We start from the raw sequence: 15,882 nt of genomic DNA on the forward strand, positions 1-15,882 counted from the left end.
CGCCCTAATCGCCCAGGATGCGGTGCGCCATTTCGCGCACGTCGCCGCCCATGTCCTCGCGCTCCAGCGCGATGGCGAGCGTCGCTTCCACGAAGCCGAGCTTGCTGCCGCAGTCGAACCGGCGACCTTCGAAGGTGACGGCGTGGAAGGGCTGCTGCCCGATCATCTTGGCCATCGCGTCGGTCAGCTGGATTTCGCCGCCCGCGCCCTTTTCCTGGTCTTCGAGGATGCGCATGACTTCGGGCTGCAGGATGTAGCGGCCGGAGACGATCTTGTTCGACGGCGCCTCGTCCACCGGCGGCTTCTCGACCAGCCCCTTCACCTCGGTCAGCGCGCCGTTTTCCGCGCCCGGGTCGATCACGCCGTAGCTCGACACGTCTTCGCGCGGCACTTCCAGCACGCTGACGAGATTGCCGCCGGTTTCCGCGTAGGCATCCACCATCTGCTTCATGCAACCCGGCTCGCCCCACATCATCTCGTCCGGCAGGAGGATGGCGAACGGCTCGTCGCCCACGATCGCCCGCGCACACCAGATCGCATGGCCCAGGCCCATGGGCACCTGCTGGCGCACGGTGATGATGTCGCCCGGCGTGAAGCGGCTGGAATCGAGCACCGACATGTCCTTGCCGCGCTCTCCCATGGTGGTTTCGAGTTCGTAGGCGATGTCGAAATGTTCGACGATGGCGGTCTTGCCGCGCCCGGTGACGAAGATCATCTGCTCGATCCCCGCTTCGCGCGCCTCGTCCACCGCGTACTGGATCAGCGGCTTGTCGACGATGGGAAGCAATTCCTTCGGGATGGCCTTGGTGGCGGGAAGGAAGCGGGTGCCGAGCCCGGCAACGGGGAACACGGCTTTGCGGATAGGTTTAGGATTGGTCATGGGGTCTCGCGATAGGTCGGCATGGCGCCTGCCGCAACCGCCGACCTTGCGAGGTGCGCGATTCGCGCTAAACGCTTCGCCATGGACAAACTGGTCATCAAGGGCGGCAACCGCCTGTCGGGCGCGCTGCCGATTTCGGGCGCGAAGAACGCTGCTCTCACCCTCATCCCCTGCGCGCTGCTCACCGAAGAGCCGCTGACGCTGCGCAACCTGCCGCGGCTCGCGGATATCGACGGCTTCCAACACCTGATGGGGCAGTTCGGCGTTACCGTGAGCATCCAGGGCAACCGGCCGGAGGATTTCGGCCGAGTGGTCACCTACGAGGCGACGCGCGTCACCAACACGGTCGCGCCTTACGATCTCGTGCGCAAGATGCGCGCCTCCATCCTCGTGCTCGGCCCGATGCTGGCGCGCATGGGCGAGGCGACCGTCTCGCTTCCCGGCGGCTGCGCGATCGGCAACCGGCCCATCGACCTGCACCTGGAAGCGCTGAAAGCGTTCGGGGCGGAGATCGAGCTCGCCGAAGGCTACGTCCGCGCTCATGCGCCCGATGGCGGCCTGCCCGGTGGCAATTTCGATTTTCCGGTGGTCTCCGTCGGCGCGACCGAGAACGCGCTGATGGCAGCGGCGCTGGCGAACGGCACCAGCCGGCTGGGCAACGCCGCGCGCGAGCCGGAGATCGTCGACCTGTGCAACCTCCTCGTCGCGATGGGCGCGGAGATCGAGGGCATCGGGTCCTCCGACCTCACGATTCACGGGGTGAAGCGACTGCACGGCGCCACCTACCGCGTCATGCCCGACCGGATCGAGGCAGGCTCCTACGCCTGCGCCGCCGCCATCACCGGCGGCGAGGTGACGCTGGACGGGGCCAAGGCGGGCGACATGGCCGCTACGCTCCATGCCCTGCGCAATATCGGCGTGGAGTGCGAAGAGGTGAAGAACGGCGTCCACATCGCCGCAAACGGCAAGCTGCTGGCTACCAACCTTTCCACCGCGCCCTATCCCGGACTTGCGACCGACATGCAGGCGCAGCTGATGGCGCTGCTGTGCCGCGCGGAAGGCACCAGCGTGCTGACCGAAACCATTTTCGAGAACCGCTACATGCACGTGCCGGAACTCACCCGCATGGGCGCGCGGATAGAGACGTCGGGCCGCACGGCGATCGTCCACGGGGTGGGCAGCATGACCGGTGCGGAGGTGATGGCGACGGACCTGCGCGCCTCGATGAGCCTGGTGATCGCCGGTCTCGCGGCGGATGGCACGACCAACGTCAACCGCCTCTACCACCTCGACCGCGGCTACGAGCGGCTGGAAGAGAAACTGCAGCTGGTGGGCGCCGATATCGAGCGCGTCGGCGCGGAATAATAGGGTGCGCCGGGGACTACCTCTCCTCGGATTATTGCTGGGTGCATGTGCGTCGGTGCCCGCCGGAAACGGAGTGTCCCTGCAGGTTGCGGGGCCGCCCATCGCGGCTAGCGAGACTGGAGCGGCGTGGATTTACGAGAAACCGGCATTGCCCGAAGTTGCGCACGATGGCGGTCGCTATGCGCAAGCATGGAGCATGCTGGGGCGTGAAGATATCGGCGCGGCCTATCGCGGTGCTGACGAGTATCGTCCACATACTTGCCCTCCGGCAAAGCCAGCCGTCGAAGGCCTTGAGGCGGTTTTGGATGAAATCACCGCGCGCGCGCGAGACACCCGTATCGTCATCGTCAACGAGAGCCACTACGTCACCCGGCACCGCGATTTTACGCGCCGCCTGATCGAGCGCCTCCGCCCGCTCGGCTACACCGTTTTCGCAGCCGAGGATTTCGTCAATGTCGACGAAGGGCCCGATTCAGTCGACCTCCTCGACGGCAATTCATGGATTCCGACGGGTATCGGTTACTACATTGCCGATCCCTCGTATGGCGCATTGGTCATGCGTGCACGGGCGCTCGGTTTCCGCTTGGCTGCGTACGAACAGGTCCATATTCCGACCGAAATCAGGGGCATGGACCGCAACCGCAGCATAGCGCTGAGAGAAAGCGCGCAAGCCGCCAATCTCGCGGCCATTCTCGCCGAGATGGGTGACGAGGAAAAACTCGTCGTCCATGTCGGTTACTCGCACGCGCGCGAGTCGGTGGAGATCGAGGAGGACGGCTTCGAAACCGCATGGATGGCAGCCCGCCTTGCACGGCTGACCGGCATCGACCCGCTGACGATCGCGCAAACTGTATGTCGTGGCAGCGGGGCGACGACGCGCCTATCGACGGCGGAGGGATACTATGCGGGCTTTTCCGACCTCATTGTAGATCATCCTGTTACCGCTTTCGTCCACGGCCGCGCTGAATGGCGTTTCGACGGGAAGCAGGTCGTCGCCATTCCGCAGAAGTTTGCCGGCTCGGCCGCACCGCTTGTCGTCGAAGCCTTTCGCGAAGGGGAGCCTTTCGACGCAGTGCCCGAAGACCGCGTCTATTTCGAACCCGGGGAAGACGTGCGACTGGCGCTGCCGCGCGGGCGCTATGTCGTGCGGGCTGTGCGACTATCGGAGTGACTTTCCGGACCCGAATTTCCTTTCGCGCGTTGGTGGGGAAAGGAGACTACACATGGCAATTCTGAAACTCGCAACGCTCGGCGCCCTCGGTTACCTCGGGTACAAGGCTTACGAGCAGCACAAGACGGACCAGAACTCCGCAGCATTCGCCGATGGCGAGCCGGAAGGCCCCTTCCGCAACGCCGGCGCCGAGTCGACCGCAAGCCACGAGCCGATGAGCGCCACCGACGAGGCGCTGGATGAAACCTATCCGGCCAGCGACGCGACGGCGAAATACTGACGCTTCGACGAAGCACGTGAAAAGGGCGGCCATCGTGCCGCCCTTTTCGTGTCAGTCGCCGAGCCAGGCTTCCCACAGCCTCCCGGCGATCTTGGCGAGGTCGACCTGGTGTCCGGCGCCGGTCAGGCGGACCAAAGTGGCGGGACCGGTCGCGGCGGCCTCCAGCTGCGTAGCGGCTGCGGGATCCACCACCTCGTCTTCCGTGCCGTGAAGCAGCAGCACCGGTTCGCTGACGCGGGCGATCGCGGCGACATTGTCGAACCGGTCGGGCCCGAGCCCGCGCGCGAGCGCAGGGGCCTGGTCGGCCATGCGGGCGAAGGTGCGCAGCGTGGCGACAGCCTCGACATCCTGCCGTGCGGCCATTTCCAGCGCCACCGCACCGCCCAGCGAATGGCCGAACAGGAATATGCGCGCATCGGGCGCCAGCCTGCGCGCCTCTGCCAGCCACGCCTCGCCGTCGGTGAAAAGGCCGGCCTCGCTCGGCGGACCGGGGTTGCCGCCATAACCGCGATAGGACGCTACCAGCACGCCGTGACCGCCCGCGCGCAGCGGCTCGGCCCGCCGCGCACTCACCAGCTGGTTGAAACTGTTGCCGTGGAAATAGACAACCAGCGTGTCGTCGCCCTCTTCGGTCGGCTAGTAATATCCTTGCAGGACCAAGCCGTCGGCAGTGGTCGTACTGACCGACCGCGGCGCTTCGCCGGCGAATTCGACCGGCGTGTCGGCAAGCGGGATCGGCTGGTAGATCCGGTCGCGAATTGCGCCCGCGCAGCCGCCAAGGGCCATTGCCGCCACCAGCAGCACCTAAATTGCTCGCATGAAAGGCTCCCCTCCGTTTCTGGCGGAGAATTGCGACCGCACCCGTGAATCGTGGCTTAATCGCCCCGCGTCAGGCGCGCGACGAGCCACAGCCGCACCGCCCCTGCAAGTCCGGGCGGTAGGTCTGCGGCGATCCGTTCCGCATCGATCCGAGCGACCAGCGCGTTGACTGGAACGCCCTCGGTCTCCGCCGCCTCGCGCAGCAGGTCCCAGAACACGGGTTCCAGGCTGATCGAGGTCTTGTGCCCGGCGATTTCGACCGAGCGCTTGACCGGCGGGTGGTAGTCTGTGGCCATCGGTCTTCAGCCTAGCCGCTGGCTGCCCGCCGGACCTACGATTTTTTTGTTGTGGCCGGAAAACCGCTGCGGCCATAGTCCGGTGCCATGGCAAGCGACACGCCGCAGCTGACCGTGAAGGAAAAGGAGCCGCTGCGCCTGCTGCTGGAAGAGGAGGGAGCGCACCCCGATTCGCTCGTACCCAAAGAATTGGGGGATGCGGTCGGGCGATCGGCTGCGGCAGACCGGGCTCAGGCCAAGCAAGGCCCGGCACACGGCCGGCGCCGGCTTTTCATTCTCGCAGGAGTAACGCTCATGACCCTTTTACTCGCAGCACTCGCCATGGGCGTCGTCCCTTCCCCTCTGGGCCACGCACCGGCGCCCGAAGAAGTGCGGCAGGAAGAGACGCAGGCGGCTGCGCGCAGCTGGCTGGAACTGGTCGATGCCGCCAATGCGGAGGCAAGCTATGCCCTGACGAGCGAGGCGTTCCGCGAACTCAACACGCTGGAAACGCGGACCCGTGTGTCCGCGTCCGTCCGCATGCTGCTCGGTGCGACCGTTTCGCGCCAGCTCGTTTCGGTCGAGACGCCGCCCACGCCGCAGGGCTACACGATCGTGAAATTCGCCACCCGGTTCGAAAACCGCGAGGCGGCAATGACCGAGACCGTATCGCTCGTCGGCGAAGGCGGCACATGGCGGGTTGCCGGCGTCTTCGTCGAGTGACGCCGCGCCGGCAGCGCCAGTTCAATACATGTGCTGGCCGCCGTTGATGCTCATGGTGGAGCCCGTGACGAAGCCGGCCTCGTCGCTCACCAGGAAGCGCACGCCGCGGGCGATTTCCTCCGCCTGGCCGAGCCGGCCGACGGGGATCTTGGCGACGATCTTTTCCAGCACCTGCGGCGGGACGGCGGCGACCATGTCGGTGTCGATATAGCCCGGGGCGATGGCGTTGACCGTCACGCCGGACCGCGCGCCTTCCTGCGCCAGCGCCTTGGTGAAGCCGTGGATGCCGGACTTGGCGGCGGCGTAATTGACCTGGCCGTATTGGCCGGCCTGGCCATTGATGCTGCCGATGTTGACGATCCGGCCCCAGCCGCGCTCCCGCATGCCGGGGAAGCACGCCTTGACCATGTTGAAGCACCCGCCGAGGTTGATGCGCATCACCTCGTTCCAGTCTTCCCAGCTCATCTTGTGGAGCGTGCCGTCGCGCGTGATGCCGGCGTTGTTGACGACAATGTCGACATCGCCGTGCTCGCTCGCGACCTGCTCGCATCCAGCCAGCACCGACTGGTGGTCGCCGACATCGAATTTTACCGCCGGGATGCCGGTCTCGTCGGAAAAGCGCTTCGCCGCATCGTCGTTGCCTCCGTAGTTGGCGACGACCGTGTGGCCATCCTCTTTCAGCGCAAGGCAGATGGCCTTACCGATGCCTCGGGTGCCGCCGGTGACGATTGCGATACGTGCCATGGGTGTCCTCTCAGATGCCGCGCCGCTTTGCGGTCGCTTGGGTCAGGTGACGTTACGGCATGGGGAGGATTCGCGGCAAGCGCGGGGATGCAAGCGCAGGCGCGCTCATACGAATTCAGCGATATGGCGGAAGCGGTTTAGAAGCGCAGCTTGGTGCCGACATAGACGGCGCCGGCATCCTTGCTGTCTTCCAGCGGGGCCAGCCGTTCGCGATCCTGCGACACGCGGACCCCGGCGGTCACGTCGAGATTGCGGGTCACGCTATAGCGGCCTTCGATATCGACGCTCTGGTCGCCGAGGCCGGACATGGAGCGCGGCGCGCGGCCGGCCGGCGTTTCGCTGGCGAGCGAGATATCCGCGCCGAAGCGGCTCGGCTTGCCCTGTTCGCCGCGAGCCGGGCGGAACTTGGACAGGTCGGGCATCTGCACCTTGGCCACGCTCTCGGGCAGGGTGACCTGCGTCGGCGCGAAGCTTTGGTAATCTTTCGCAATGCCGAGGCTGTAGCTGGTCGGCGCAACGGCAAGCGTCGCGGCGGTCGGGGGCCGTTCGGCAACCTGGCGGATCGCGCTACGGACCGAGATGGCGCGGGCCGTTTCCTCGTCCACGCGGACGGCCACGGTGACGGACCGGTCGGGACGGCTGGCGGAGCCTGCGGGCGTGAAGCGCATCATCCGGCCCTTGCCGGTGCTGCGCTCGGCCAGATAGGCGGCGAGGCGATCGTCAACCGATGCGGGTGTGAAAGAGGCGAAACTGCCGCGTGCCGCCAGGTCGACCACATCGCTCGCCACGCTGCGGACCTGGGCGGAGGCGGGCAGGACGAGGCCAAACGCGGTGACGGCGCACAGCAAGCCTGCGGCGAAACCGCCTGCCCTTGCCGATGTTCCAAGCCGTGCCATCGTTGCTCTCTCGTCCCCTGTCCGGGCTATTGCCCGCCAATTGTTCAGGGCCGTTGCCCGCCAAATATCGAGCAACCATTCAATACCCGAAGGCGATGAACGGTTCCTGATTTCGGCTTGCCGCTATCGGCAAGCGCCCCTTCGAGTCGATAGCGTTACGCCCGTGCCGGGCAACTGGCGAGTCCTTAACGAAAAATTGCGGCAATCGCGGCCCGGAGTGTTGCCCTTTGTCAACATCGGCGCCCGGCCCGGGGCGTCGCTTCAGCGAGCGTTCACGCCCTGGCGGCTTTGCCGCGACCCGCGCCGGTCCGCCGGCCGTTCCCGCATGCGCCCCACCGGGCTTGTGGCGCGGGCGCGGGGTGGGTAGAGACGCTGGCGACATGCAATCGGACGGGCTGCCCGGCGGCCCCCGCGTATAAAGAGAGTTTGCCTGCGATGACCGCCATCACCACCCCTTCGTTCACCCGGACCCTGCTGCGCGGCGCGATCGGTGCTGCGGCGCTTGCCGGACTTGCTGCTTGCGGCGGCGGCGACCGTCCGGCTGCCACCATGGCGGCAGCGCAAGTGAACACGATCGGGGTCAATTCGTACCTCTGGCGCGCCAGCCTCGACACGCTGTCCTTCGCCCCGCTGCTGCAGGCCGATGCGGCCGGCGGCATCGTGATCACCGACTGGTATTCGCCGCCGAGCAACCCGAACGAACGGGTCAAGCTGTCCGTCGCAATCCTCGACACGGACCTGCGCGCCGATGCGCTGCGGGTCGGCGCCACGCGGCAGGTGAACCAGGGCGGCACATGGGTCGCCGCACCGGTCCAGGCCGCCACCGTGCAGAAGCTGGAAGACATCATCCTGACCCGCGCCCGCGAATTGCGCCGCAACGCGGTCGGCTGATCGCCGCCGCACATTTCCGCGCGCGATCCGGACCGGACGGGGGCAAACCGAATGACTGAGCAATTCGATCCGTCGCAGGCCGACGGCAAGTGGCAGCGTGCCTGGGAAGAAGGTGCGTGTTTCGTCGCGCCCGAAGACCCCGCCGCCGATCCGCGGCCCAAGAGCTATATCCTCGAGATGTTCCCCTATCCCAGCGGGCGCATCCACATCGGCCACGTGCGCAATTACACGATGGGCGACGTGCTGGCGCGGTATAAGAAGGCGACCGGGCACGCAGTGCTCCACCCGATGGGCTGGGACGCTTTCGGCATGCCGGCGGAAAACGCGGCGATGGAAAAGGGGGTGCATCCGGGCGGCTGGACGCGCGACAATATCGCCAACATGAAGGCGCAGCTGAAGCGCCTCGGCTTCGCGCTCGACTGGACGCGCGAATTCGCCACTTGCGATCCGGAATATTACGGCCACGAGCAGGCGCTGTTCCTCGACCTGTACGAAGCGGGCCTCGTCTATCGCAAGGAAAGCGAGGTCAACTGGGACCCCGTCGACCAGACCGTACTCGCCAACGAGCAGGTCATCGACGGGCGCGGCTGGCGCAGCGGTGCCGAGGTCGAGAAGCGCAAGCTGTCGCAGTGGTTCCTGAAGATCACCCAGTTCGCACCGGGTCTGCTGGAGGGGCTGGGCGAACTCGACGGCTGGCCCGACAAGGTGCGGCTGATGCAGGAAAACTGGATCGGCAAGTCGCGCGGCCTGGAGCTGTCCTTCGACCTGTCGAACGGCGGGACGGTGGCGGTCTATTCGACGCGGCCCGACACGATTTTCGGCGCCAGCTTCATCGCCGTCGCGCCCGACCACCCGCTGGCGCAGGCAGCGGCGGAAAAGGATGCCACGGCGGCCGACTTCATCGCCGAATGCAAGCGCGGCGGCACGACCGCGGCGGAAGTCGAATCGGCCGAGAAGAAGGGGTTCCGGACCACGATCACCGCGCGCCATCCCTATGAAAGCTGGCGCACGCTGCCCGTCTACATCGCCAATTTCGTGCTGATGGACTACGGCACTGGCGCGGTGATGGGCGTGCCCGGCCACGACCAGCGCGATTTCGAATTCGCGATGAAATACAACCTGCCGATCCTGCGCGTGATTGCCAGCGACCCGTCGAAGGCGGACGAGAAGTTCGGCACGGAGGCGGAGCCTGGCGACGGCGTGCTGGTCAATTCCGGCGCGCTCGACGGCATGAGCGTGGACGAGGCCAAGGCCGCGGTGATTGCCAAAGCGGAGGCCGAAGGCTGGGGCGAAGGCAAGACAGTGTGGCGCCTGCGCGACTGGGGCGTGTCGCGCCAGCGGTACTGGGGCACGCCGATCCCCTTCATCCATTGCGATGCCTGCGGGATCGTTCCGGTGCCCAAGGACCAGTTGCCCGTCACCCTGCCCGAAGACGTCGATTTCAAGGAGCCCGGTAACCCGCTGGCGCGCCACGACAGCTGGAAGAGCGTTACCTGCCCCGGCTGCGGCGGCGACGGGTTACGCGAAACCGATACGCTCGACACGTTCGTCGACAGCTCGTGGTATTTCCTGCGCTTCGCCAGCCAGCCGGCGGACAGGCCTTTCGACCGGGACGAGGTGGCTCAGTGGTTGCCGGTGGAGCAGTATATCGGCGGGATCGAACATGCGATCCTGCACCTGCTCTACGCTCGCTTCTGGACCCGTGCGCTCGCCCACATCGGCAAGCTCGATTTCGCCGAGCCTTTCGCCAGCCTGTTCACGCAGGGAATGGTGACGCACGAGACCTATTACCGGCGCGATCCCGACGGCGGCCAGCAGACCTTCTTCCTGCCCGAGGAAGTTGAGCGGAAGGGCGATGCCGTCGTGCTGAAGGCAGACGGGTATCCGGTCACCACCGGGCGCGTCGTCAAAATGTCGAAGTCGAAGAAGAATGTCGTCGATCCCGACACGATCATCGCCCGCTATGGTGCGGACGCGGTGCGCTGGTTCATGCTGTCCGACAGCCCGCCGGAACGCGACCTGCCGTGGTCCGACAGCGGGATCGAAGGCTGCTGGCGCTTCGTCCAGCGGTTGTGGCGTATCTTCGGGCAGTACGATGCGGCTGCCGCGGGCGAGGACAAGTCGCTGGTCCGCAAGACCCACCAGGCGATCGCCGCGGTTGCCTCGGATATCGAGGCGCTGGGCTTCAACAAGGCGGTGGCGCGAATTTACGAGCTGGCCGGTGCGGTGGAGAAAGCCGCGCCGTCCGCGTCGCGCAGCGAGGCGATCCTGGCGCTGCTCAAGATGGTTGCGCCGATGATGCCGCATCTCGCCGAGGAAGGCTGGGCTGCGATGGGCCAGACCGGTCTCGTCGCAGATGCCCCGTGGCCTCAGGTGGACGAGGCGCTGCTGGTCGAGGACGAAGTGACCATCGCCGTCCAACACAAGGGCAAGCTGCGCGACACCCTCACCGTGCCCAAGGGTCTCGCGAAAGAGGAACTGGAAGCGCGCGCGCTGAATAGCGACAAGGTCCAGCGCTCGATCGACGGGGCCGAGGTGCGCAAGGTCATTGTCGTGCCCGACAGATTGGTGAATATCGTCACCTGATGCGAATTGCTGCCGCCCCCTTCGCTGCCCTCGCTATGGCTTTTGCGCTGCCCGCGTGCGGATTGCAGCCGCTCTATGCCGGCGGCGGGGACGGGGCGGTGGTGCGCGGGCTGGCGGATATCGAGGTCCCGGCGATCGAAGGGCGGGCGGGCTGGCTGGTCCGCAATGCCCTGATCGACCGGCTGGGCACATCCGGCCAGGGTTCGGCCCGCTACCGGCTCGACATCGTGCTGGACGACCAGCTCGAAGGGCTCGGCCTGCTGACCGACGAGACCATCGGCCGCGAACGGCGCACCTTGCGCGCGCGGTACCAGTTGGTCGACGTCGCCAGCGACACCGTGCTGCTCGACGCGACTGCCGGGTCCGATGCGGGGATCGACGTCGTCTCGTCCGAATATGCGACGGTCGCGGCGGAGGAGCGGGCGCTCGAGAACCTCGCGCTCGAAGTGGCCGACCGGATCGTCACCCGCCTCAGCCTCGAACTCCGCGAGCCGTGAAGGCGACCCAGCGCGATTTCGCCCGCACCGCGAAGGGGGCTGCGGCGCAATGCCGCTATTTCTTTTTCTGCGGGCCCGACGAAGCGGGAGCCGCGGCGGCTGCAGACACGCTCGCCGGAATGCTCGACGATCCGGGCGAGAAGGTCGAATTGTCCGGCGGCGACCTCAAGCGCGACCCCGCCCTGCTGGGCGACGAGGCGCGGTCTTCCTCCCTGTTCGGCGAGACCCGCCACATCCGCGTGCGCGCCAGCGGCGATGAAATGGCGGAGCCGCTGCGCACGCTGATCGAGCAGGTCGAGGCCGACGGGGTGGAGCCGTGCCCGGTGCTGGTCGTGGCGACCTCCGCCACCGACAAGTCGCGCACGGCCAAGCTGCTGGAAAAGCGCAAGGATGCGCTGGTGGCGATGTTCTACCAGCCGACGCTGCACGATTTCACGCCCGTTGTGCGGCAGATGGCGGACAAGGCGGGCCTGAGGCTCGACGGCGACATGGCGGAGCGGATCGCGCGCGGCACGGGCCTCGATTCGCGGCTGGCGCAAAGCGAGATCGACAAGCTGGCGCTATATCTCGACGCTTCGATCCAGTCACCCAAGGTAGTCGATGCGGAAGTCCTCGGTGCCATCGGCGCGACGACCGAGGAGGATGGCTTCATGCCCCTGGTCAACGCGGTCCTGTCGGGCGAGGCGCACAAGCTGCCGGCGGAAGTGCGGCGGATGCGCGAAATCGGGCTGAATTCCGTCGGGCTGGTGCTGGCGATGGAACGGCGCGCGGCGCAGCTGGCGGGCCTTGCCGCCCGGATGGGGCCGCGCGGCGATATCCAGTCCTTCATAGAAGGCGAAAAGCGCGCCCGGCGCATCTTCTTCAAGGACGAACGGGATCTCGCCGTCCAGTTGAGGGCATGGCGCGGGCCGAAACTGGCGCGGCTGACGCAGCGGCTGGTGGACCTCCATCGCCGGATGCTGGGCGACAGCCGCAGCGCCGACGTGCTGCTGGTGCAGGAACTGACCGCGATCGCCCGGCAGGCGGCACCCCGCCGATAATCGCGCGCGACTGATCCCGAATTAGTCGCCCAGCCAGGCGTGCAGCGCGGTCATCTGCGCCGCCCTGCGCCGTGCGCCGGCATCCGTGACTGCACCGGCCAGCCGCACCGCCCGGTTCGCCAGCCATCGCGGATCGCCCCAGGGCCGCGGGGCAGGGGCACGGGTCTGCGGCAGCTCGCTTTTGCCAAGCCCGGCCAGCATGATGGACCGATGCCGCTCCGCAAGAGGCTGGAGAAGCAGGTCCGGCACCGCCGCGACCACGTTGTCGGGTACAAGCTGCGGGCATCGACTCCGGGCGAGCAGTCCCGGCGCCACCCATCTTTCGGCGAGCGTCACGATCAGGGCAGCCGCGCGGGCCCAGCCTGCCCTTTTGGCCTCGAACCAGATCGCGTCCCAGTCGAGCGGATGCGCCTCCGCCAGCCGCACGATATCGACCAGCACCAGCGGCCCGACGTCGAGCGAATGAACATGGACCGCATGGACCACGAGATGCGCGAACTGGTGTTCGGGTGACGGGAAGGCCAAGCCATCGACCCTCACCGCCTTGTCGGAGACATCCTCTGGTTCCTGCGGCATCAGCGGGTCGTCCGCCCGGCTCCACAGCCGCATGTGCAGCTCGACCTCCACGCCGTCCGGCCCGACAAGCAGCGGGAGGTGGTGATGCGCCGCGGCGAGCGTTGCGAAATCGTGCCGGACCGGCTCGGCAGCTTCGTACCCGCCAGCGAGCAGCGCATCCCACGCGGCTTGCGCCATGTCTGCCGGGAAGAGCACGTCGAGATCGCGCATCGGCCTAAGCGCAGGCTCCGCATAGGCATGAAGCGCCAGCGCGCTCCCTTTCAGGAATAACGGCTCGATGCCCCGCTCGCCCAGCACGTCGCGCAGAGCCAGCCGCGCGCGCTGGAGCGCCATGGCCGACAGAGCGGAGCGGCGATGGGCGGCGGCGCATTCCGCCGCGAAGGGTGCAGGCAAGTTGCCGGAGTGGAGGTGGTGGAGCAGGGGGCCGAGCCGGTGGTCCGCAGCCATCGCCGCGAGCACTCTCCATTCGCGCTCGTCCAGCGCGCCCGCCGGTCCCGCATCGCCGCCGATAAGGGCGAGCAGGGCGGTCCGCGCGGCCTCGCTCATTGCATCAGTCGGGGACGGAGAAGCGCCCGGTCACGCGGCCCGACGGCTCGCCATTGGCAGCCGGGGCCCCGCTGCCTTCGATAGCGGAACGGCCGCTGCGCAGGTCGATGACGAGGTTGCCGCCGCGAAGCCGGTCGGACCCGCGATCGATCCCGACCGCACCCGACACGGTTATGATGCGGCGGTTGAAATCGTAGACCGCGACATTGCCCCGCACCGCCTCGTTCCCGCGGGTGACGTTCACGCCGCCGGTCGCGGTGATGCGCTGGATCTGCAACGTGCCGGCGTCGGTGTAATTGATGATCGTGTTCGCTGCGGTGAGCGTCAGGCCCGCCTGCCTGATGACGACATCGCCCGACAGCACCACGCGGTTCTGCCGGTCCTGCAGCTCGATCCGGTCGGCGGCGAAATCCACCGGCGCGTTGGAGTTATGGTCGGCGATCGCCTGCGCCGCGACCTGCTGCAAACCCAGCAGCGCTGCGGTGGCGGCAAGGAAACCGAAAGCGAAGCGGCGGAGGTAGGCGGTCATCACGGCATCCTCAGTTTGCCCGGCACCATGCGCAGCCGCGCATTGCCTGACAGGGTGATCTCGCGCGCATCCAGGTCGGCGCGAATGGCGTTGGCGCTGAAACTGCCGGCGGGAATGGCGCCTTCGATACCGCCAGACCCGATGACGGTATGTTCGGCAATGTCGACGGTCACGTTGCGCGCCGTCATCCGGTAACCGTCGGCCGCTTCGAATTCGACCGTGTCGCCCACCGAAATCAGTTCCTTGGCGAAGTCGTAGACCGCGCCGGTCGCCTGCAGGATGGCGGGCCCCGCATCGAGCAGGATGCGCGCTTCCAGCCGGCCCATCTCGACCGTGGTGTCCGTGCTGGTTTCCTGTACCGCGCTGGCCGCCATCACCGAGAACGGCCGGCCGTTGTCGTCCTGCCCGCGGTACATTGCCTGGCGCACCGCCAGCCGGTCGGGCGCGATGGCGACCTTGTTGCGATCGAGCAGGAAGCTGATTTCCCCGCGCGGCGCCAGCGGGGTGACCACCATCAGCGCGGCGACCACCCCGACAGCCGCGGGCAATGCCACGGCGAGGATGCGCACCAGCCGGTCGTGCGCGCCGCCCGGCGCGGCGAGGCGCTGGCGGCGGTTGCGCATCTGGTCGGCGGCTGCGGTCATCTGCTGTGTGTGGTCCCTGTCGCCTTACATGTGGCTGAAGATGTCGTGGTCGGCCCAGCCGGCGATATCCAGCCGCGCCCGCGTGGGAAGGAAATCGAAACAGGCCTGCGCGAGTTCCGTCCGCCCTTCGCGTTCCAACCGCTCGACCAGCTTTTCGCGCATGCGGTGGAGATAGCGTACGTCCGACGCCGCATAGTCGCGCTGGGCTTCGGACAGCTCCTTGCCGCCCCAGTCGCTCGACTGCTGCTGCTTGGAGATATTCTCGCCCACCAGCTCTTCCACCAGCACTTTCAGCCCGTGGCGATCGGTGTAGGTGCGCACCAGCTTGCTGGCGATCTTGGTGCAGAACACCGGCGCGGCCATCACGCCGAGATAATATTCGATGGCGGCAAGGTCGAAGCGGGCGAAGTGGTACAGCTTCAGCCGCTCCGGATCGGCGAGCACGGCGGTGAGGTTCGGCGCGTCGTAATCGCTGCCGGGGTTGAAGCGGACGAGATGCTCGTCCCCCTGCCCGTCGCTGATCTGGACGACGCAGAGCCGGTCGCGCGGCGTGACGAGGCCCATCGTCTCCGTATCGACGGCAATCGGGCCCGGCGCGAGCACGCCTTCGGGCAGGTCTTCTTCGTGGAAATATACAGCCATAGGCTGAGCGCCTTAGGCGACATGGGGATTGAGGGGAAGAGGCGCTGGCGGGGGCGCTGCGGCGGGCCTAGGCAGGGCGGGCCGATGACCGACGATCCCGTCCCCCCCGCCTGGCGCGCAATCCTGGAGCCGGTGCTCGCGTCTCCGCAAGCGCGGGCGCTGGGCGGCTGGCTGCAGGCCGAGGAGGCGGCGGGCAAGGCGATCTACCCGCCGCGCGGGCAGCGGCTGCGCGCGCTGGAGCTGACCGCGCCGGAGGATGCCAAGGTCGTCATCCTCGGGCAGGACCCGTATCACGGGCCGGGGCAGGCGATGGGGCTCAGCTTCTCCGTGCCCGAAGGCGTCCGCATCCCGCCGTCGCTGCGCAATATCTATACCGAGCTGGAAAGCGATCTCGGCATCGACCGGCCCGACCGCGGCGACCTGACGCGCTGGGCCCAGCGCGGCGTGCTGCTGCTCAACAACACGCTGACGGTGGAGGACGGCAAGGCAGGCAGCCACGCGGGCCGGGGGTGGGACGCGATCACCGACGCCTGCGTCGCCGCCGTCGCGGCGCAGGACACGCCGTCGGTGTTCATCCTGTGGGGCAGCCACGCGCAGAAGAAAGCCGCCCGCATTCCCGGCCTCTCGGACGGGAGGCATCTGGTGATAGAGAACCCGCATCCCAGCCCGCTTTCCGCCCGGCGCGGGTTTTTCGGCAGCCGCCCGTTCAGCCGCGCCAACGCCTTCCTCGACGCGAAGGGGCGCGGCGGGATCGACTGGCGTCCCTGAAAAACGCGCT

General features: G+C 67.4%; 19 protein-coding genes. 9 read left to right on the forward strand and 10 right to left on the reverse strand.

The features are described from left to right. Positions 1–4 precede the first annotated feature (4 nt). Positions 5–880 carry a UTP--glucose-1-phosphate uridylyltransferase GalU gene (galU, locus tag QQW98_RS05855; RefSeq protein ID WP_290136593.1) on the reverse strand — a complete coding sequence of 292 codons (876 nt, stop codon included), beginning with the start codon at positions 878–880 and terminating at the stop codon, positions 5–7. An 81-nt stretch (positions 881–961) separates the two neighbouring features. Between galU and murA the strand changes: the two genes are divergently transcribed. From murA to QQW98_RS05870, 3 genes are all read left to right on the forward strand, one after another. Next, complete coding sequence (murA, locus tag QQW98_RS05860; protein WP_290136594.1) at positions 962–2,245, forward strand: UDP-N-acetylglucosamine 1-carboxyvinyltransferase; 1,284 nt, start codon at positions 962–964, stop codon at positions 2,243–2,245. Positions 2,246–2,318: 73 nt separating this feature from the next. Continuing rightward, on the forward strand, positions 2,319–3,416 hold the full coding sequence (locus tag QQW98_RS05865) for a hypothetical protein (RefSeq protein ID WP_290136595.1): 1,098 nt from the start codon (positions 2,319–2,321) through the stop codon (positions 3,414–3,416). 52 nt (positions 3,417–3,468) lie between these two features. Next, entirely contained in the window at positions 3,469–3,696 is a 228-nt protein-coding gene (locus tag QQW98_RS05870) for a hypothetical protein (protein WP_290136596.1), read from the forward strand. Between the two features lie 51 nt (positions 3,697–3,747). Here the strand turns inward: QQW98_RS05870 and QQW98_RS05875 are convergent, their stop codons facing one another. The 3 genes from QQW98_RS05875 to QQW98_RS05885 all read right to left on the reverse strand — a co-directional run bounded on the left by QQW98_RS05875 (position 3,748) and on the right by QQW98_RS05885 (position 4,811). After that, entirely contained in the window at positions 3,748–4,308 is a 561-nt protein-coding gene (locus QQW98_RS05875) for an alpha/beta hydrolase (RefSeq protein ID WP_290136879.1), read from the reverse strand. 24 nt (positions 4,309–4,332) lie between these two features. Further along, the gene (locus tag QQW98_RS05880) at positions 4,333–4,491 is read right to left on the reverse strand and encodes a hypothetical protein (protein ID WP_290136597.1); all 159 of its coding nucleotides are present in this window, start codon (positions 4,489–4,491) and stop codon (positions 4,333–4,335) included. 80 nt (positions 4,492–4,571) lie between these two features. Further along, complete coding sequence (locus QQW98_RS05885) at positions 4,572–4,811, reverse strand: ribbon-helix-helix domain-containing protein (protein WP_290136598.1); 240 nt, start codon at positions 4,809–4,811, stop codon at positions 4,572–4,574. Between the two features lie 294 nt (positions 4,812–5,105). Between QQW98_RS05885 and QQW98_RS05890 the strand changes: the two genes are divergently transcribed. Then, positions 5,106–5,513, forward strand: coding sequence for a DUF4019 domain-containing protein (locus QQW98_RS05890; RefSeq protein ID WP_290136599.1), 408 nt, complete (start codon positions 5,106–5,108; stop codon positions 5,511–5,513). Positions 5,514–5,534: 21 nt separating this feature from the next. On the opposite strand, the gene phbB is transcribed toward QQW98_RS05890, so the two are convergent. Both phbB and QQW98_RS05900 read right to left on the reverse strand, forming a co-directional pair. Further along, positions 5,535–6,257, reverse strand: a complete 723-nt coding sequence (gene phbB, locus QQW98_RS05895) for an acetoacetyl-CoA reductase (RefSeq protein ID WP_290136600.1) — start codon at positions 6,255–6,257, stop codon at positions 5,535–5,537. A gap of 137 nt (positions 6,258–6,394) precedes the next feature. Beyond that, entirely contained in the window at positions 6,395–7,153 is a 759-nt protein-coding gene (locus QQW98_RS05900) for a hypothetical protein (RefSeq protein ID WP_290136601.1), read from the reverse strand. Between the two features lie 435 nt (positions 7,154–7,588). On the opposite strand from QQW98_RS05900, the gene QQW98_RS05905 reads away from it, so the two are divergent. From QQW98_RS05905 to holA, 4 genes are read left to right on the forward strand one after another with little or no spacing between them, the layout of a single operon-like run. Beyond that, positions 7,589–8,044: a DUF3576 domain-containing protein gene (locus QQW98_RS05905; RefSeq protein WP_290136602.1), complete on the forward strand. Its 456-nt coding sequence runs from the start codon at positions 7,589–7,591 to the stop codon at positions 8,042–8,044. Between the two features lie 51 nt (positions 8,045–8,095). Continuing rightward, complete coding sequence (gene leuS, locus QQW98_RS05910; RefSeq protein WP_290136603.1) at positions 8,096–10,630, forward strand: leucine--tRNA ligase; 2,535 nt, start codon at positions 8,096–8,098, stop codon at positions 10,628–10,630. Positions 10,631–10,665: 35 nt separating this feature from the next. Beyond that, complete coding sequence (lptE, locus tag QQW98_RS05915; protein WP_290136604.1) at positions 10,666–11,127, forward strand: LPS assembly lipoprotein LptE; 462 nt, start codon at positions 10,666–10,668, stop codon at positions 11,125–11,127. After that, on the forward strand, positions 11,124–12,167 hold the full coding sequence (gene holA / locus QQW98_RS05920; protein WP_290136605.1) for a DNA polymerase III subunit delta: 1,044 nt from the start codon (positions 11,124–11,126) through the stop codon (positions 12,165–12,167). The genes lptE and holA overlap by 4 nt, the downstream gene beginning before the upstream one ends. Before the next feature lie 21 nt (positions 12,168–12,188). Here holA and QQW98_RS05925 read toward each other — a convergent pair whose 3' ends face one another. From QQW98_RS05925 to QQW98_RS05940, 4 genes are read right to left on the reverse strand one after another with little or no spacing between them, the layout of a single operon-like run. Then, complete coding sequence (locus tag QQW98_RS05925) at positions 12,189–13,289, reverse strand: nucleotidyltransferase family protein (protein WP_290136606.1); 1,101 nt, start codon at positions 13,287–13,289, stop codon at positions 12,189–12,191. A 4-nt stretch (positions 13,290–13,293) separates the two neighbouring features. Beyond that, on the reverse strand, positions 13,294–13,818 hold the full coding sequence (locus tag QQW98_RS05930) for an LptA/OstA family protein (RefSeq protein WP_290136607.1): 525 nt from the start codon (positions 13,816–13,818) through the stop codon (positions 13,294–13,296). Then, positions 13,818–14,462, reverse strand: a complete 645-nt coding sequence (locus QQW98_RS05935) for an LPS export ABC transporter periplasmic protein LptC (RefSeq protein ID WP_290136608.1) — start codon at positions 14,460–14,462, stop codon at positions 13,818–13,820. Before QQW98_RS05935 ends, QQW98_RS05930 begins: the two co-directional genes overlap by 1 nt. 24 nt (positions 14,463–14,486) lie before the next feature. Further along, the gene (locus QQW98_RS05940; protein ID WP_290136609.1) at positions 14,487–15,104 is read right to left on the reverse strand and encodes a ribonuclease D; all 618 of its coding nucleotides are present in this window, start codon (positions 15,102–15,104) and stop codon (positions 14,487–14,489) included. Positions 15,105–15,188: 84 nt separating this feature from the next. Between QQW98_RS05940 and QQW98_RS05945 the strand changes: the two genes are divergently transcribed. Next, the gene (locus tag QQW98_RS05945; protein ID WP_290136610.1) at positions 15,189–15,872 is read left to right on the forward strand and encodes a uracil-DNA glycosylase; all 684 of its coding nucleotides are present in this window, start codon (positions 15,189–15,191) and stop codon (positions 15,870–15,872) included. The last annotated feature ends 10 nt before the right edge of the window (positions 15,873–15,882 follow it).

Source organism: Alteriqipengyuania flavescens (genome assembly GCF_030406725.1).
Classification (GTDB): Bacteria; Pseudomonadota; Alphaproteobacteria; order Sphingomonadales; family Sphingomonadaceae; genus Alteriqipengyuania_B; species Alteriqipengyuania_B flavescens.

Coding starts and splice junctions, on each gene's coding strand:
- galU (WP_290136593.1), bottom strand. CDS start 880: ATGACCAATCCTAAACCTATCCGCAAAGCCGTGTTCCCCGTTGCCGGG.
- murA (WP_290136594.1), top strand. CDS start 962: ATGGACAAACTGGTCATCAAGGGCGGCAACCGCCTGTCGGGCGCGCTG.
- QQW98_RS05870 (WP_290136596.1), top strand. CDS start 3,469: ATGGCAATTCTGAAACTCGCAACGCTCGGCGCCCTCGGTTACCTCGGG.
- QQW98_RS05885 (WP_290136598.1), bottom strand. CDS start 4,811: ATGGCCACAGACTACCACCCGCCGGTCAAGCGCTCGGTCGAAATCGCC.
- QQW98_RS05890 (WP_290136599.1), top strand. CDS start 5,106: ATGACCCTTTTACTCGCAGCACTCGCCATGGGCGTCGTCCCTTCCCCT.
- phbB (WP_290136600.1), bottom strand. CDS start 6,257: ATGGCACGTATCGCAATCGTCACCGGCGGCACCCGAGGCATCGGTAAG.
- QQW98_RS05900 (WP_290136601.1), bottom strand. CDS start 7,153: ATGGCACGGCTTGGAACATCGGCAAGGGCAGGCGGTTTCGCCGCAGGC.
- QQW98_RS05905 (WP_290136602.1), top strand. CDS start 7,589: ATGACCGCCATCACCACCCCTTCGTTCACCCGGACCCTGCTGCGCGGC.
- leuS (WP_290136603.1), top strand. CDS start 8,096: ATGACTGAGCAATTCGATCCGTCGCAGGCCGACGGCAAGTGGCAGCGT.
- lptE (WP_290136604.1), top strand. CDS start 10,666: ATGGCTTTTGCGCTGCCCGCGTGCGGATTGCAGCCGCTCTATGCCGGC.
- QQW98_RS05925 (WP_290136606.1), bottom strand. CDS start 13,289: ATGAGCGAGGCCGCGCGGACCGCCCTGCTCGCCCTTATCGGCGGCGAT.
- QQW98_RS05930 (WP_290136607.1), bottom strand. CDS start 13,818: ATGACCGCCTACCTCCGCCGCTTCGCTTTCGGTTTCCTTGCCGCCACC.
- QQW98_RS05935 (WP_290136608.1), bottom strand. CDS start 14,462: ATGACCGCAGCCGCCGACCAGATGCGCAACCGCCGCCAGCGCCTCGCC.
- QQW98_RS05940 (WP_290136609.1), bottom strand. CDS start 15,104: ATGGCTGTATATTTCCACGAAGAAGACCTGCCCGAAGGCGTGCTCGCG.
- QQW98_RS05945 (WP_290136610.1), top strand. CDS start 15,189: ATGACCGACGATCCCGTCCCCCCCGCCTGGCGCGCAATCCTGGAGCCG.